Below are 18286 nucleotides of genomic sequence, written 5' to 3' on the forward strand. Positions count from 1 at the left end.
ATACTGATAAAGCAAGTCTGATTAACTTGCGAATTAGATTATAGGAGGACTACGGCTTGAAGTGATTTTAACCCGTAGTCCGTTTTTATCCCTTTTAAGTAGAGGAATATAAAATTTCGGAATTCACTATAGAAAAATCGTTCATGCTTAATTTTTCTACTACTCTTGATTATTTTTTAGCCTTTTTTATTCTTTTAAAGCTTTAAGTTTGCAATGTGAAAAATAGATAAAACGAACTTTAAATATAATGCTTATGAGGAATAAATCTGCTCCCGATTAATATTGGGAATGTGACAAAATTCAGCCCAAGGAGTTTCTAATCACAACTCTATTCGGATAATATTATTACCTATAATCTAATTTAATAAGAAAAACGATGAAATCGAACTCGTTCTTAAGAAATCGAAAGGCTTTGACTGCCTTATTGCTTTGTACAGGTTTCGTTGCGACCCAGCCGTTCAGTGTGATGGCTGAAGAAATTGTGACTGCCGTACAAACTGTCCAGCAACAGAAACAATCCGTTTCAGGTACTATTAAAGATCCGGCAGGGGAACCGGTTATTGGTGCCAGTATTTTAGAGAAAGGTACTACCAATGGTACAATTACTGATTTCGATGGTAATTTTACATTGAATGTGGCTCCAGGAGCTACATTGGTTATTTCTTATATAGGATATAAGAATCAAGAAATGAAAGTTATTCCGGGAAAATCACTTAACATTATTTTGCAAGAGGATACAGAAACGTTGGAGGAAGTGGTGGTAGTCGGTTATGGTGTGCAGAAGAAATCAGATGTGACCGGTTCTGTTACTTCAGTAGGGAAGGAGCGTCTGGGAAAACTTCCTGTGACGAATGTATTACAAGCTGTTCAAGGTGCGGCAGCAGGTGTTACTATTACACAAACATCTTCCATTCCGGGCGATGCGCCGGATGCTTTGGTGCGTGGCCAGAATTCCATCAATGCTAATTCCGGGCCATATATTGTTGTGGATGGTGTGCCTATCAGCAAGTCGGGAGGTACATTGAATGATATCAATCCGAATGATATTGAATCTATGGAAATTTTGAAGGATGCTTCGGCCACTGCCATTTATGGTACAAACGGTGCGAATGGTGTTATTTTGATTACTACTAAGCGTGGTACTTCCGGCAAGCCGACCATTCGTTATAACGGATATTTCGGGGTGGAGGATTTTTCTCATAAACTAGATTTCTGTGATGGTTCGCAAATCACTCAACGTTATAGAGATTATGTGTCACAGAATCCCGGAGAAACCATGTACAATGACTATGTGAAGAATGCATACGAAGCAGAAAATCAGGCCAATGGTATAGAGAACGATTGGATTGACGCTGTATCGCAAACAGGTATCATCCAAGACCATAACGTAAGTATCGGCGGTGGGGCGGATAATGTGAAGTATTACGTTTCTGCCGACTATATGAGTCAGAAAGGTGTGTTGAAAGGGTTCAATTACAAACGTTACTCCATTCGTACCAACATTGATATGAGTGTGACTGATTATATGAAGGTAGGGACTAATTCATATATAGTATCTCATAACCGTGACGGTGGGCGTGTTAACTTTCTGATGGCTGAGGCTATGTCTCCTTATGCAAAAATGTATGAAGAAGACGGCAGCTATTGCATCAATCCGATGTACAGTGAAACTTTGTTTACCAATCCGTTGATGTGGACTACTACTAATCCCGAACGCCGTCAGTGGAATATTAATATAAACGGTTATGCCGAAATTGATTTCGAAAAATTGATTTCTCCTCTTAAAGGACTGACTTATAAATTCAATGGTGGTTATGCATATATGCCCAAACGTTATAATAATTATGAAGGTAAGTCGGTAAATAATCAGACTGGTTATGCTGAAATAAAGAATGAAGAAACACAAAGTTATACCATAGAGAATATCCTTGCTTATAATCGTGATTTTGGAAAGCATCATTTGGATTTGACAGCTTTGTATGCCGCTTCACGTAAGAAATATCAACGTTCGCAAGCTATGGCCAGCAAATTTATTAATGACGACCAGCAGTGGCATAACATGGGTAGTGCGGAAACACCTAGCGTAGCTTCATATACCGACCTTTATACTACTGTTTCACAAATGGGACGAATTAATTATTCTTATGACAGCCGTTACTTGTTTACATTTACAGTGCGTCGGGACGGTTCTTCTGTTTTCGGTGATAATAACAAATACGGTGTATTCCCTTCTGTCGCTTTAGGTTGGAATATTGCCCGTGAATCATTTATGGAATCTTCCAGTAATTGGTTGAATACATTAAAGCTGCGTGCGTCTTATGGTAAAGCGGGTAACGAGGCCATCGGAGTATATCAGTCACGTGTGAAGATGGATTCGGGCATGTTGGCTTTAGGCGGAGCTTCGAATGCAGGTTTATGGCCCAATGATTTGATGGGGAATGCGGATCTGACTTGGGAAACCACAAAGAGTTTCAATGTCGGTCTGGACTTCGGACTTTGGAATAACCGTTTGACAGGTAATATTGATGTCTATTTCTCAAAGACCAACGATTTGCTTCTGAAACGTAATTTACCTAAAGTAACTGGTTACAACACCGTGTACTCCAATATGGGTGAAACAGCTAATAAAGGTGTGGAATTGACATTGAATTCTCGTAATATTGTTTCAGGCGACTTTACATGGAGTTCCAATTTGGTCTTTTCATGGAATAAGAATGAGATAAAGGACCTTTATGGGGACGGCCAGAATGACTTGGGTAACCGTTGGTTCCTTGGACATCCGATAGGCGTGATTTATGATTATACAATGGTTGGAATCTGGCAGGAAGATGAGATAGCCCGTGGCGACCATTTGAATTGGGACCCGATTGCAGAAGCTGGTGATGTGAAGTTGGCGGATATCAGTGGCCCTGACGGAGTACCTGATGGCAAGATTGATGACAATGACCGTACCATCAAAGGGCAGACAACACCGAAATGGATTGGTGGTCTGACGAATACGTTCACTTATAAGGATTTTACATTGAGTATCTTTATCCAGACTACACAAGGATTGAAAAAGAACAATTCATTGATCGGTATGGCAGGTGATGAAATGGGACGTCGTAATACCACTACTGAAATAGGTTATTGGACTCCGGAAAACAAGAGTAACGAATGGCGTTCATTGCGTAAGAACTCAAACAAACATGGATATGGTTTCCCTTGTGATGCCAGTTATACACGTATCAAAGACATCACATTAAGTTATACTTTCCCACAGCGCATGATTCAGAAGATGGGTATCGGTGGTTTGCAGCTTTATGTGAGCGGACGTAACCTGTTTACTTTCACGGATTGGGTAGGTTGGGATCCTGAAGCTCGTCAGGTAGCTCGTGGTAATAGTTCATGGGATAGTACAAGAGGTGAAACTGTATATGACAGCAGTAACTACCCGATGACTAAGAGTTGTGTATTTGGAGTTAATTTAACATTCTAAAAACGAAGAACTATGAAATTTAGAAATATATTATTAACAACTTTTGCTGCATCGGCATTTGTTATTGGGACTACATCATGCAGCGATAGTTTTCTGGATGAGAAAATGTACTCTAGTTATGGTCCGGAAGTATCAGATGTAAATGCGAAATTGGTAGGTCTGCACCGTCAATATGCTGCTATATGGGGAATGTCCAGTCAGCAGGGATTTGTAGGATGCTGGCAGGTAGGTACGGATGTAGGTGCTCCCGGTGACACTCAGGGGGTAGAGGTTCCTTTTTACAGATATCAGGAATTGAATGCAGAGAATGCAGGGGTAAGTTTCCTTTGGGAAAAATTATATGAGCTCATTAATAGTGCGAATCAGATTATCGCTTCACAAGCTGAAGGCGGTGATGCGGCGGCAACAGCCGAAGCCATGTTCTTTCGTGCTTATGCATACAATATGTTGGTGACATTATGGGGAGATGTACCTTTGGTGACAGAATCTACTAGTATTCCGCGTACAGATTATACCCGTAATGCGGTTGCCGAGGTGGATGGAGTCATTGATTCTGACTTGGTTTATGCCATGTCTAATCTTCCGGTAGTGGGAGCTGCCAAAAATGAAAGCCGTATAAATCAGGACATGGCAAGACAGTTGGCAGGAGAAGCCTATCTTCGGATGGGTATGCGTGATGCTTCCTATTTCAAGAAGGCGGAAGATGTGGTGACGCCTATTATAACAGGTGGTAAATATGAACTGATTTCAGCAAGATATGGTAAATATGCGGCCGAGCCGGGTGATTATTATCATGATATGTTCCGTTGGGGGAATCAGCGTCGTTCACAGGGGAATATGGAGGCTATCTGGACTTTCGAAATGGAGTATAACCGTGATGTGAATGGCGGTACGATTGACAATCCGCAACAACGTCGTAACTGGGTTCCTGCTTTCCATAAACTGGATGGTATGGTGAATGCGGATTCCATAGGCGGTCGTGGTAATGGCCGTTTGCGTATCAGCAATTTTGTGAAATACGGATTGTATGAGAAAGGTGATATCCGTAATTCTAATTATAATATCCGTCGTGTAATGTGGTATAACAAGCCCGGTTTTTCAAAAGAAGTTGGTATTGATGCTAAAGGGTTCTTGGTGGATAAAGACAAAGGTGTAAGAAATGTGACATTAAAAACGGGCGACCAGGTCATCCCTCACGAGGGAGATTCATTGAACGTATTTTATCCTCATCCCACTAAATGGGGGGCTTATGATGAAACCGATGATTTTGGTTATGCTGTAGTGAAGGACTGGCCTGTGATGCGTTTGGGAGAAACTTACTTGCTTCGTGCAGAGGCTCGTTTCCGTCAGGGGAATACACAGGGGGCGGCTGATGACATCAATGTGTTGCGCGACCGTGCCTTTAAAGACTATCGTGCGGTGGCTCCGGGTGCTGGTAAAGTAACGGCTGATCAGATTGACATTGACTTCATTTTGGATGAACGTGCCCGTGAATTGATTAGTGAGGAGAACCGTCGTATGACTTTAGTTCGGACCAATACGTTGGCCGAACGTATCAAACTGAATGGGGATGTGGAACCTGCTGCACCAAGCAATAAGGTGATTACAGGTTTTGATGCCAATATCCATACACTGCTTCCGATACCTCTCACCGAGATTCAATTGAACAAAGATGGAAATTTGAAACAGAATCCAGGTTATTGATTCTGTCGGATATAAGTAAGATATATATAAAATATTGAAAGAGCATGAAGGGCATATCTCTCAAAGAGAATGCCCTCATTTTATTTCCTCCAGTTTGGGAAATTCGACGTGATTTATTTCTTTAGAAAGAATAAAAAGCGACTTTTGGCTGATTTCTGTCCCATTTTGCACGAATTATACCCCCTTTTTTATTAGCAGAATATGTATTTTTGAAGAATAAAAAACAGCTGTATCGGGTTGGGACTCGATGACAGGTAATGAATAACCCCATAAAATACTATGATGCGACTTTTATTATCCCTTTTATTGCTTTTGTCATTCTTGCAGATGAATGCACAGACTTATCCTAAAGTGATTCTTCCGGGTGATTATCCTGACCCTTCCATTATGCGTGACGGCAAGGATTACTACATGACTCATTCTCCTTTCTATTACGCTCCCGGATTCTTAATCTGGCACTCGCAGGATTTAATGAACTGGGAGCCGTTATGTCGTGTCATGCCTCAATATGAAGGTTCTGCCATGGCGCCTGATTTGTTGAAATACAAGGATACTTATTACATCTATTATCCTGCCGCAGGAACCAATTGGGTGATGTGGGCGAAAAACATCCGTGGTCCGTGGAGCCGCCCCGTTGACTTGAAGGTGGGAGGGATTGACCCCGGTCATGTGGTGGATAAGGAGGGTAACCGCTATCTTTATTTGGATAAAGGGGAAATGATCCGATTGACAGAGGACGGACTTGCCACCGTCGGGGAAAAGAAGAAAGTATATGACGGATGGAAATATCCTGACCATTGGGATACGGAATGTATGTGTCTGGAGTCCCCGAAACTGAATGAACACAACGGATATTATTATCTTACTTCCGCCCAAGGAGGGACTGCGGGACCCGCAACGAGCCACATGGTTGTGTCCGCCCGTTCAAAAAGTGTGATCGGCCCCTGGGAGAATTCACCTTACAATCCCATTGTGCATACATATAGTGTAACGGATAGTTGGTGGTCTAAAGGCCACGGCACGTTGATAGATGATGTGAACGGCAACTGGTGGATCGTTTATCATGCGTATGCCAATGACTATCACACGTTGGGACGCTCCACCCTGATTGAACCGGTAGAATGGACGGAGGATGGCTGGTACCGTACCGTATCTGCCGCTACCCCTGTCACTCCGGAGCAGGAAATCAAACATGGATTGGAACTGTCCGATGATTTCAAAGGTCCTCAATTGGGACTTCAGTGGACTTTCTGGAAAGAATATGCTCCTCAATCCCTGACTTTCAAGGAGGATATCTTATGGATGAAAGCCAAAGGCCGGACTCCTGCTGACGGACGGGTGTTGCTGACCACCGCTGAAGACAAGAATTACGAAACACAAGTGGAAATCCGGACAGGGAATGGAAATGTGGCCGGGCTTATCCTGTATTATAATGAAAAGGCTTACGCCGGAGTCGTTTCCGATGGAAAGACATTCTATATTTACCGGGATGCGGAGCACAAGACGGAACTTCCCAACCGCATTGGGAAACATTTCTTTGCCAGACTGCACAATTGCGGTAACCGTCTGTCCGTCGAGGTGAGTAAGGATGGGAAAGAATGGACTCTTCTAACTGGTGATATGGATGTTTCCTCCTTGCATCACAATAATTATGGCGGTTTTTATGCTTTGCGTGTCGGTCTGTTTTCTGCCGGAAAAGGAAGTGCGGGTTTCAGCCGCTTCCGTTATCGGAATGCGGTTCCGCAAGAGAAAGATATGAGCGCCTATCTGATGGTCTTCCACAAAGACGAGGACCATGGACTTCACATGGCAATCAGTCCCGACGGCTACACTTTTACCGCCTTGAACGAAGGAAAGCCCGTCATAGCCGGAGATACGATAGCCGAACAGAAAGGTATCCGCGATCCGCATATCTTCCGCGGTCCGGATGGAGCATTCTATCTGTCGATGACCGATTTGCATATTTATGCGCAGCGTGACGGATATCGTGATACAGAGTGGGAACGCGACGGAAAAGAGTACGGATGGGGTAACAACCGGGGGCTGGTATTGATGAAATCCTGGGATCTGATTCACTGGAAGCGTACCAATCTGCGCTTTGACAAGTTGTCTGCCGTTTTTAGTGAGATTGGTTGTGCCTGGGCTCCCGAAGTGACCTATGATGATAAAAAAGGAAAGCTGATGATGTACTTCACCATGCGCTTCAAGAATGAGGCGAACAAGCTTTACTATGTATATGTCAATGACGACTTTGACAGGTTGGAGACTTTACCCCAGCTTCTGTTTCAATACCCCGACGAGAAGATCTCTGCTATTGATGCGGATATTACCCGTATAGGAGATAAGTATCACATGTTTTACGTTTCACACGACGGGGGAGCTGGTATCAAGCAGGCTGTTTCGGACAGGGTAAACAGTGATTACGAGTATAATGCCCGTTGGTATGATCCTGAACCCACGGCGTGCGAAGCTCCGAACTTGTGGAAACGCATCGGTGAGGATAGATGGGTGTTGATGTATGATGTGTACGGGCAGAAGGTTCATAATTTCGGATTCAGTGAAACTTCCGACTTCGTACATTTCACTTCTTTGGGACAGTTTAACCAAGGAGTAATGAGGACTACTAACTTCACTTCTCCCAAACATGGGGCAATCATTCATCTTACCCGCCAGGAAGCGGAACGCCTGGCAGAACATTGGGGGATGTCTTACGATGCTTTGCTTCCATCTGAATAAGAAACATTTTATATAAAAATAATTTATGATGAGTAAACTGAGAAACAGCTTGTGTGAGTTGTGCACAGCTTTGATTTTCCTTTGCGGATGCAGCAATGAACCGTTGCAACCCATTCGTTCAGGCGAGATGTGGCCTGATAACAACGGAGAGCATATCAATGCCCATGGGGGCGGAGTAATGTACTATGACGGAACATACTACTGGTTCGGCGAGAATAAATGTGATACTACCAGCAGTGCCATGGTGGGAGTAATGTGTTATTCTTCTCGGAATCTTACTGACTGGAAGAACGAAGGCGTAGCGCTTTCTGTTGTTGATAACGACAGCAGCGACATAGCGCGTGGATGTATATTGGAACGTCCTAAAGTGATATATAATGCGAAAACAGGGAAGTTTGTGATGTGGTTCCATCTGGAATTGAAAGGAAAAGGTTATGCAGCCGCCCGTGCCGGGGTGGCAGTCAGTGATACCCCTGCCGGTCCTTACCGTTTCATCCGTTCGGGACGTGTCAATGCTGGTAAGCTGCCTGTTAATATGGACGGGCAGGCTGTTGCAGTGCTGGATACTCTGAATGCCAAGAATTATGAGAAATGGTGGACTCCCGAATGGACGGATGCTGTGAACAAAGGCTTGATAGTAAAGCGTGATTTGGATGGCGGACAGATGTCTCGCGATATGACCCTTTATGTAGATGAGGATGGTAAAGCCTACCATATTTACTCTTCTGAAGAAAACCTTACACTTCAAATAGCGGAATTGAGTGATGACTATCTTTCACACACAGGGAATTATGTGCGTGTGGCTCCGGCAGGACACAATGAGGCACCTGCTATCTTCAAAAAAGACGGAACCTACTGGATGATCACTTCCGGTTGTACCGGTTGGGCTCCCAATGAGGCCCGTATGTTCTCGTCTTCTTCCATCTTCGGACCATGGTCTCAGCATCCCAACCCTTGTGTGGGACCGAAGTCGGAACTTACGTTCGGTGGACAGAGCACTTATATTCTGAAGGTGGAGGGGAAGAAAGATGCTTTTATATTTATGGCAGATATCTGGCGTCCGGAGCATCCCAGTGATGCCCGTTACATTTGGTTACCTGTTCAATTTAAGGAAGGAGTTCCATACGTGGAGTGGATGGACAACTGGACACTGGATTTCTTTCAGTAATCCCTGTTGAAAATAGTCCTGAAGGATGGAAAATAGTGCAATAGTCTGTTCTTGACCGATTATTGCATCCATCTTGCTCGATTTTACCTCTATGGTTGTCAATTAGATTTTTTATCTTTGCTATCGGTAAAAAGAGATAATAGGTATTAAAGATAGGGTTTTAGGAAGAAGGTTAACATACTGTGATGTGATAATAGAATTTTAGGTTAGGTTAAGTTAGAATTGAAGGCATATTTCGTGAGGAAATGTGCCTTTCTGTTTTCATAGCCCTTCTAGGTTCGTATATTTGTAATGTTGAATTTGTGAAACTTAAAATAGAATATGCATGAAAAAGATTGGATTGTTTTTATTGTTAGGTGTTTCTCTTTCATGGTTGGTGTCTGCTTGCCAAGGACGTCAGCTGGAAGTGCGGAAGGAAGTGCCTTTGGATTCTATTGTGCTGAGTGACCCTTGCATTCTAGCAGACAGGAAGACGGCTATGTATTATATGACTGGAACCGGAGGTATGCTTTGGAAAAGCAAGGATTTGAAACTTTGGGAAGGACCGTTCCATGTGGCAAAGACTGACTCTAACTCATGGATGGGACCTGATCCCATGGTCTGGGCCGCTGAGTTGCATCCATATAAAGGCAAGTATTATTATTTTGCCACTTTCACCAATCAGGCGGTGAAGATTGATACGGTACAAGGGAATGTAATAGAGCGTCGTGCCAGCCATGTTTTGGTAAGCGATAAGCCGGACGGACCTTACGTTCCGATGAAGGACTCTACTTATTTGCCTGCTGATAAACCGACCTTGGACGGAACTTTTTGGGTGGATAAAGACGGAAAGCCTTATATGGTATATTGTTATGAATGGTTGCAAGCCTTGGATGGTACGATAGAGAAAATAGAACTGAAGCCTGACTTAAGTGGAACCATAGGCGAAGGGAAATTACTGTTCCGTGCCAGCGAATCGCCGTGGAGCCGTGAAAAAGATGTGGATGGCAAGGATAAACCGAATAAAGTCACTGACGGTCCGTATCTGTTCCGTACAGGAACAGGTAGACTTGGTATGATTTGGACTAGTTGGATTTATAATGTGTACACTCAGGGAGTGGCTTATTCTGAAAGCGGAACCTTGGATGGACCATGGATACAGGAGAAAGACCCGATTACTCCTCCCGATTTCGGTCATGGGATGTTGTTTCAGACCTTGGACGGTAAATGGTTGATGTCTGTACATCGTCATAAGGATGTAAACGGACGTTATATTCGTATTCCTCGCTTGTTTGAAGTCGATTTTTCCGGAGATAAATTGATGGTGGGAAAACCATATATTCCTTGAAAGTGCTTTATCTTTTTTCGAGAGGAAAGGTAATTACTTTTGCCTTCAATGAAAAGAGATGTGTAGAAAGAGTTGGAGGGACAGCTTTATGAGCCTGTCCCTCCAAATAAATGGCCGGGTTAATCCCAACCCGGATTCTGTTTCAGTGCACCCTGAGCCAGGTCTACCTCTTCCAAGGGGATAGCCCACAGATAGTCACGGTTGGCATTGAATTTGCGGGTTTCAATAAAAATGCTTTCTCCTTTTGCATTTATCCCGTATACTGGTTTAGTAACATCCTTTTCGGTTGTTTTATAGCTACGGGTATCAAACAGGTGCATTCCCTCGAAAGCAAATTCCAAACGACGTTCCAAACGGATAGCTTCGCGCATTTGGTCTTTGGACAAGCCGGAGGGCAGAGGAGGAAGACCTACGCTGGGACGCTGACGGATTTGATTGACCGCATCATATACTTCCGTATCCGGAGCAGACAGATTTTCGTTACGAGCCTCGGCGAAAGTTAGCAGCACTTCTGCATAGCGGATATAGATAAAGTTGGTCCAGTCGTAATTATTGATACCGTCATTGTCCGGATTGATATACTTTTTCATGCTATATCCTGTACGGGTATGGCTGCCATCTCCCATATTGTTCAGGTTGAAAGTCTTTCCTGCTATTTGCGAACCGTTCCACAGTACGGAGAAGCCTAGACGGGGGTCACGGTCGGCAAAAGGATCTTCCGGATTATAGAAAGGAGACTCTCTGATTGATTTGCCATCCTTACATGGATAGGAGTCTATCAAGTCTTGAGTAGGTGATAAAGCTTCCCACCCTCCCATCATGACGGGAGCGAAGAACTGTCCTATATAACTGCCTTCATTGGAGTTTTTCGGGTTTTCCAGATATTCGCGATCAAAGATGATTTCATTACATAACTCTGCTACAGGTTGGAACAAGTCACCATAGTTATCATACAGTCCATACACATTCATGCCCATTACTTTGCGTGCGGCGGCTTCCGCCACATCATATTTGTGTGCGTAGAAAGCAACTCTGGCTTTCAGTGCGTAGCAGGCTCCGGCACTCGGTTTTCCGTGGTCACTGTTGCTGCGGATATCGGGCAAGCTGGCTGCTGCTTTATCCAATAATCCTACTATATGATTATAAGTCTCCTCTTCAGAACTGCGTGAAGGAAGTTTCTCGTTCAGTTCCAACGGATGATCCAGCAGGGAGGCGCCACCCATATATTTTAATATGTTAGCGTATGAGAAAGCTTCGAGAAACTGTACTTCGGCTGTCAGTTGCGCTTTTTCTTTTTCATCCATCGGCACATCGCCTATATGCTCGTAAAATACCAGGCATCTGCGGATGCATTGATAGGCATTTTTCCATAATTGTAGGAAATGTGGATTGCTGGAAGTAGCCGTACCAGCAGACAACTGCCCCTGTTCGGCTGTGACATGTACCGGAATAGCATTGTCGGTGTAGCAATCTGTCATGATAGTATGGTTCTCCGGTTCTATCAGATACAGATAGATTCCGGTTGCGAATTTCTGGGCATCTTCTGCGTTTTTCCAGAAAGATGCGTCGGATAATTGGTCTTTTGGATTTCTGTCCAGAAAACTGTCATTGCAAGAGCTCAGACCAAGGCCACATGCCAATATTAATCCTATAAAGTTATATTTTAGTTTCATAGTTGTCAGTGTTTAGAATGTTACATTCAGACCGAATGAATAATTTCGGGTCAATGGATAATAGTTGCCGCTGATGGCTTCGGGGTCTACACCGTCGAAGCCGGAAATCATAAAGAGATTGTCGATACTGCAATACACTCTCAGACGGCTGATTCCGTATTTGGATATCAGCTGTTTGGGCAGGCTGTAACCTACTTGCAGGTTTCTCAGCTTGGCATAAGAGGCATCCTGCATCCAGAAACTGGAAGTCACGCGGTTTTTGGAGTCACTCATGGACAATCGGGGATAAGTGGCATTCGGGTTTTCCGGAGTCCAACGGTCCAGATGCTGTTCCGTTACTTTACCGCCATTGTAGAAGGCGTATCTGATTTCGGCTACAGGAGCGCTCTTTACATCAGCCGCACCTTGCAGCAGTGCACTTAGGTCGAAATCTTTATATTGAACTGAAAGATTCAGACCGAAGTTGATTTTCGGAAAGTAGGAACCCAATACTTGCCGGTCTTTGCTGTCTACCACTTTGTCCCCGTTCAGGTCGCGGTATTTTAAGTCACCCGGAACCGGAGTACCCATGCTCTGTGTAGGATGATTCTTGATCTCTTCTTCGTTTTGGAAGATGCCGTCGCATACGTAGCCGTAATATGCCCACAGTGGATCGCCTACAGATTGTCCTGGTGTGTCACCGCCTTTCAAATCTATAATTTTGGTAGTTACATAACTGAAATTGGCTCCGATAGAATAGCTCCAATCATTGATACGGTTGTTATGTCCTAGTTGCAGTTCGATACCAGTATTGCGCACTACGCCGGCGTTTTGCATCGGAGCACTGACTCCCATCATGTTGGGAACGGGAAGTTGCAGTAATATGTCCCGTGTTTCCTTGCGGAACCAGTCTGCGCCCAAGGTCAGTTTATTGCTCCAAAAAGCGGCGTCCACACCTACGTTCCATTGGTCTGTTTTTTCCCACGTAATGTCTTGGTTGGCCATCGGGCTGGAAATGGAGATACCTGGAGTCAAAGTGTTTCCGAAACTGTAGTCATAACCGAATAGATAGGTGTTCTGGTACGGATAATAGTTGGAACTGTTGTCTGAGTTTACGGTTTCCTGATTACCCAGCAATCCCCATGATGCACGTAGTTTCAAATTATCCACCCAATCAACTTTGAAGAACTCTTCTTCTGAGATTCTCCATCCGATGGAGAAAGAGGGAAATGCGCCGAAGCGGTTGTTCTTAGGGAAGCGTGAAGTACCGTCATAACGCAGGTTGGCTTCCAGTAGATAACGGTTATCGTATGAATAATTCACGCGTCCGAAAACTGAGCGAAGAGCGTATTCTATTTCTGTACCGTATGTTGTCTGTCCCGTCACTTCGCCGGCGTTGATCTGGTCCAGCGAATTGGAGTTGGGCAGGTTCTTACGGTAAGCTTGCAGGTAGCGTGTCTGTTTATAAATTTGTGAATAACCCAGTAAAGCTCCTACAGTGTGTTTACCGAAGGTTTTGTTATAGTCCAGATAAGCTTGCAGGTTTAGTTCCATACTTTTGATATCATACTCTGTGATGGAGTTGGTGGTTTTCTTTACCGGAGTGTCTGAACCTGCTTGATAGAATGTCATGGTATTGACGTGGGTGGGATTGTCGGTCAGGTTGAAAGTCGAAGCGGCAATCCCTCTCAGTTTCAGTCCGTCTATAATGTCTAGTTCCATTCCTACGTTACCTTGAAAATTGCTGTTTGTTTCTTTGTAGGTTCCTCCTTCACGTGCATAGGCTACGGAGTTGTGCTCGTTTTTGAACAAAGCATAGTTGCCGTTGCTCAGTTGGATGGGAGTAACCGGAGTTTCACGGAAAGCATAGTGCATCAGGTTACTGATACCTGCTGCTGGAGCAGTCATATTACTGCGGTATACTGCCATATTTGTAGTCAATTTCAGACGACTGTTTATCTGAGCGTCAATGTTGGCGCGTACATTGAACTTGTTGTAGTTAGTATTGACTATCAATCCGTCTTTATCGTGATAGTTGAATGCCAGCGAGTAAGTTACTTTGTCTCCACCGCCTTTGATACTCAAATGATGGTTGTTGAACAGGCCGTTTTCACTTAGTAGTGTACCCAGCCAGTCGGAATTGGGATAAAAGTCGGGATCACTTCCGTCTTTGAACTTTTGCAAGGCTGTTTCGTCATACGGACCTTTCAAACCGTCATTGGTGTAAGCTTCATTCATCAGCACTGCATAATTGTAAGAATCCAAAAAAATGGGCATACGTGAGGCACTTTGCCAGCCTGCATATCCATCGTAAGATACAATGGCACGTCCTTTGGTTCCCTTTTTGGTTGTGATAAGAATAACACCATTGGCAGCACGTACACCATAAATGGCTGAGGCGGCTGCATCTTTTAATATAGAGATGTTTTCAATATCGTTGGGGTCCACGCTACTCATGGTAGACTCTACTCCATCCACCACAACCATGGCACTGGCATCTCCCATGGTTCCTAGACCACGTACACGCAGTACTCCGGCATCAGCTCCTGGCTGACCGGTATTTTGGATAATGGTGACACCCGGCATTTGTCCTGCCAGCATGTTGGTGACATTGGCACTAGTGCGGTTGACTAGTTTATCGGATGAGATGGTTGCCACAGAACCTGTCAGGTTTACTTTTTTTTGAGTACCGTATCCCACTACTACCACTTCATCTAAAGATTCAGTATCTTCTTTCAAGATAATGGTGTAACTGTTGCTGTTACTTACGGTAATTTGTTGGTCGTTGTAACCGATATACGAAACTTTCAGTTTAGCCCCTACGGATACATTCAACGTGAATTTGCCATCCACATCTGTAATGGTACCGTTGGTGCTTCCCACTTGTACTACATTGGCACCGATTACAGGATCTCCGTTTGCATCTTTTACGATACCCGTAATTTGTTTAACATGCTGTTGTACGATGGCAGTTGACAGCGAAGCCCACAAAGGCATTGGGAAAGCCATTCCGGCAAATAGTGTAAGACATGCGTAAAAAGAGGCTTTTTTCAGAATTACATGTGTCTTTACACAATTTTCCCTTGTTTTTTGGTAGAATTGCATAGATTAATAAGGTTAAATTAGTAAATAGTTTGGTTTAGGGATTTTATTCCCTTTCTATTTCGGTCGCTGCAAATGTATTATTTTATAATAATATAATGCTATCTTTTCTTTTCTTTTTTTTTGTTATTCTTAATAAATTACAAGTTATGAAACACTCATGGTGGCGCTTTTAAGAGAGAATGCATGTTATTTTGTACGTTCTTTATAAATGGAATATCGCATATTGCTCAAAAAAACAAATAACATGATTCAGTGGGATAAAGATGTTAAATATCAGTTTCAAGGATCATTTTTCCTAATCGGTTTATGAAAGGCTCTTCCTTTCCCCTCCTTTTTCTTGTTAAGTAGCCATTCACAATAATTTCATCTATTCACAAATCTCCTTATCATCTTTCTCATCCGGATAGTCACTTTCATGTAGCAAAACAAGTAAGTGTACTTACTTCGTCATTTAAGTATACTTACTTGTTTTATGAAATGCACTTACTTTTTGGGACTTCAATATGAGTGAAATTTATGCCGGTATATGTTTTTTATATACTTCAAAGACAAAACGTATTTCATCGTAAGAAGCATATTCGCCTAACTTTTCTTTTATTTCCTTCACTCCTTGTGGCAGAGAGGGGAGTTTCTGGAGATGAGCTGTAATATAATTTATTTTTTCTTGGTCGACTAATTCTTGTAGTTTGATATCTCCAGTCTGGACATAGTGTAAAAGGTGGTTGCTGATGGTACCGGTAGTCAATTCCCGGAATTCAGCGATTTCCTTTACCTTCATCCCTTCTTTAAATAATCTGAAACTGACCTTTTTGGTGTCTTCTTTATTTTTTTTATTTTCCCGGGGGACAAATACGGTTCTTATTTCAGGGCGTTGCAGATTTTGTTCTTTCATATAATTCCGGATAATTTCCAGAAGTTCCAAACCATAATTCTCTACCCCCTTATGTCCGAAATAAGGGACAGCTTCCAATGATTCTGCATCATTAGGCAATAGATTGACCATTCCCAACAGAGCTTTTTGCTGGATAATGACATAGGCCGGCATACCGGTTTCTTTTGCTTTAGTTCCACGCCATTCGGTGATTTTCCGATAAAGTTCTGGGTGGAGTATGTCGTTGGGAACTTCAATTCTCTTCCGTTCCCTGGATGCGCGTTCTCTGGGGGTGCGCTCTTTTCTGTCGTGTGCCGTTGTACCTGAGGAGTTTTCATTATCGGTTCCGCTTAAAAGGATATATGCTTTTTTACGTAGATAGTCGCTGGCGTGAAAACCATTATCTTCTACATATTGTAGCAAGGAAAGTTTCTGTGTCAAAGTGTTTAAGAACTCTTCCAAGGTGTTGTTCGTTTTCTTTCTTAGTTCTTTATTGTCCGTGGGAAGATTAGTCGCTTCAGCCAGTTTATGGAAAGGGCGTAGTTTTTGTTCAAAATAGGCGGCTCCTTTTATGATGCGTATTTGCAGGTTGTTATTCGTATTATAATCAGTAGATTGTGTTACCAGACGTTCATATTGTTTGTGGAAACGATAGGATACATCCACTATTTCAGTAGTGAATATTTGTATCTGCTTTTTATATTCTGCCAGTAACTGAGGGAAGAGTTTGTAGAAATGTTCGTCAATCAGTCGGGCTTGCTCATTGAATGAACGGGCTATCGGTGAGAAATCGAATAGTTCGCTAACGAGATTGAGAAAATAAGTTTGTTGCATGGCACAGAGCAATTCTTCATTGGGGGTATGTGTTTCTATATACTGATTATAATCATCGATTATTGTATCGCTGATAATGGCGTTGACGGAAAGTGGGGAACTGAGAACCATCCCTTCCAATGTTTTGCATCGGCTCAAGGCAACGTATGCCTGTCCGTGGGCGAAAGCGGAGCGAGCGTCAATAATGGCGTGTTCAAAAGTCAGTCCTTGGCTTTTATGAATAGTGATGCCCCATGCCAGTTTTACAGGGTATTGCTTGAAGACTCCTTCTTGTTCTTCGGTTATTTCTTTTGTTTCTTCATTTAGCACATATTTGCTGTTTGTCCATTCCTCGGGTTGGACAATGATTTTTTCATTCTTTTCTTTGGTGTGGACGGTAAATCCATCCTCATCTATAGAGGTGATTTCGCCAATCATACCATTATAATAACGTTTTTCCGGTGAGGGGTCATTTTTAACGAACATGATTTGCGCTCCTTTTTTCAGCATCAATGTTTCATCTGTAGGATAAGAATATTCAGGAAAAATTCCGGTGACTTCTGCCTTGTAACTGAAAACCGGTTCTTTGATGAGTGAAAGCTCGTGATCATTAATCTGTTGTGCTTGGTAATTGTGAGTGGTGAGTTGGATATATCCTTTTTCTTTGGCAGGATGGAAATTGGGAATATATCTTTGGTTCAATTCTGCGAGTGTCTGTTCGTCGGCTTTATTCTCCCGGACTTTGTTCAGTAGGGAAAGGAAATAGGGATCATTTTGGCGGTAGACTTGTTTTAGCTCGATGGTGGCGTAGGTGGTTTTTTTTAAGGCGAGGCTTCCAAAGAAATAGGAGGTATCATAATAGTGGTTCAGCATATTCCATTCCGTTTCTTTCACTACGGGGGCAAGTTGTTGCAGGTCGCCTATCATTAGCAGTTGTACGCCTCCAAAAGGTTTATACCGGTCCCGGTACCGGCGGAGTACAGAGTCGATGGCATCTAGCAGATCTGCTCTTACCATACTTATTTCATCAATAATCAGCAGATCCATGCTTCGGATGATGTTAATTTTTTCTTTGCTGAACCGGAAATGTTTTTGTTCGGTATTGAACGTGGTATCGGGGATGAAAGGTGCAAATGGCAGTTGGAAAAAGGAGTGGATGGTAACGCCTCCCGCATTGATGGCAGCTATTCCGGTGGGGGCGACTATGACTGTGCGTTTGGGAGATTCTTTCTTCAGATTGCGTAGGAAGGTTGTTTTTCCGGTTCCTGCTTTTCCGGTGAGGAAGAGATGGGTGCCAGTATTCTCTATTATTTGCCAGGCACGCTGTAGTTCTGGGTTATTCATTATTTCCTAATGTTAGTATATTATTTGGTAAAGTTACTGCTTTTATTTAAGGCGGGGAAACTTTGGAGGAATATTTTCTTTGTTTGGT

General features: G+C 43.2%; 8 protein-coding genes. 5 read left to right on the plus strand and 3 right to left on the minus strand.

The window, feature by feature from the left end; all coding sequences use genetic code 11:
- Positions 1 to 376: 376 nt before the first annotated feature.
- From AB5935_RS09185 to AB5935_RS09205, 5 genes are all read left to right on the plus strand, one after another.
- On the plus strand, positions 377 to 3478 hold the full coding sequence (locus AB5935_RS09185) for a SusC/RagA family TonB-linked outer membrane protein (RefSeq protein WP_007833074.1): 3102 nt from the start codon (positions 377 to 379) through the stop codon (positions 3476 to 3478).
- A 12-nt stretch (positions 3479 to 3490) separates the two neighbouring features.
- Positions 3491 to 5182 (plus strand): RagB/SusD family nutrient uptake outer membrane protein, encoded by a 1692-nt coding sequence (locus AB5935_RS09190; RefSeq protein ID WP_038611601.1) that lies wholly within the window; start codon positions 3491 to 3493, stop codon positions 5180 to 5182.
- Between the two features lie 279 nt (positions 5183 to 5461).
- Positions 5462 to 7918, plus strand: coding sequence for a family 43 glycosylhydrolase (locus AB5935_RS09195; protein ID WP_038611599.1), 2457 nt, complete (start codon positions 5462 to 5464; stop codon positions 7916 to 7918).
- Between the two features lie 25 nt (positions 7919 to 7943).
- Positions 7944 to 9086 (plus strand): glycoside hydrolase family 43 protein, encoded by a 1143-nt coding sequence (locus AB5935_RS09200; protein ID WP_007840839.1) that lies wholly within the window; start codon positions 7944 to 7946, stop codon positions 9084 to 9086.
- Positions 9087 to 9411: 325 nt separating this feature from the next.
- Entirely contained in the window at positions 9412 to 10413 is a 1002-nt protein-coding gene (locus AB5935_RS09205) for a glycoside hydrolase family 43 protein (RefSeq protein WP_038611597.1), read from the plus strand.
- Positions 10414 to 10532: 119 nt separating this feature from the next.
- Here AB5935_RS09205 and AB5935_RS09210 read toward each other — a convergent pair whose 3' ends face one another.
- From AB5935_RS09210 to AB5935_RS09220, 3 genes are all read right to left on the minus strand, one after another.
- Complete coding sequence (locus tag AB5935_RS09210) at positions 10533 to 12086, minus strand: RagB/SusD family nutrient uptake outer membrane protein (RefSeq protein ID WP_007856340.1); 1554 nt, start codon at positions 12084 to 12086, stop codon at positions 10533 to 10535.
- Between the two features lie 12 nt (positions 12087 to 12098).
- Positions 12099 to 15170, minus strand: coding sequence for a SusC/RagA family TonB-linked outer membrane protein (locus AB5935_RS09215; protein WP_038611595.1), 3072 nt, complete (start codon positions 15168 to 15170; stop codon positions 12099 to 12101).
- Positions 15171 to 15684: 514 nt separating this feature from the next.
- Complete coding sequence (locus AB5935_RS09220) at positions 15685 to 18198, minus strand: helix-turn-helix domain-containing protein (RefSeq protein ID WP_007840829.1); 2514 nt, start codon at positions 18196 to 18198, stop codon at positions 15685 to 15687.
- Between the last annotated feature and the right edge of the window lie 88 nt (positions 18199 to 18286).

The sequence above is a fragment of the Phocaeicola sp. RTP21198st1_B8_RTP21198_201120 genome (assembly GCF_040929485.1).
Classification (GTDB): Bacteria; Bacteroidota; Bacteroidia; order Bacteroidales; family Bacteroidaceae; genus Phocaeicola; species Phocaeicola dorei.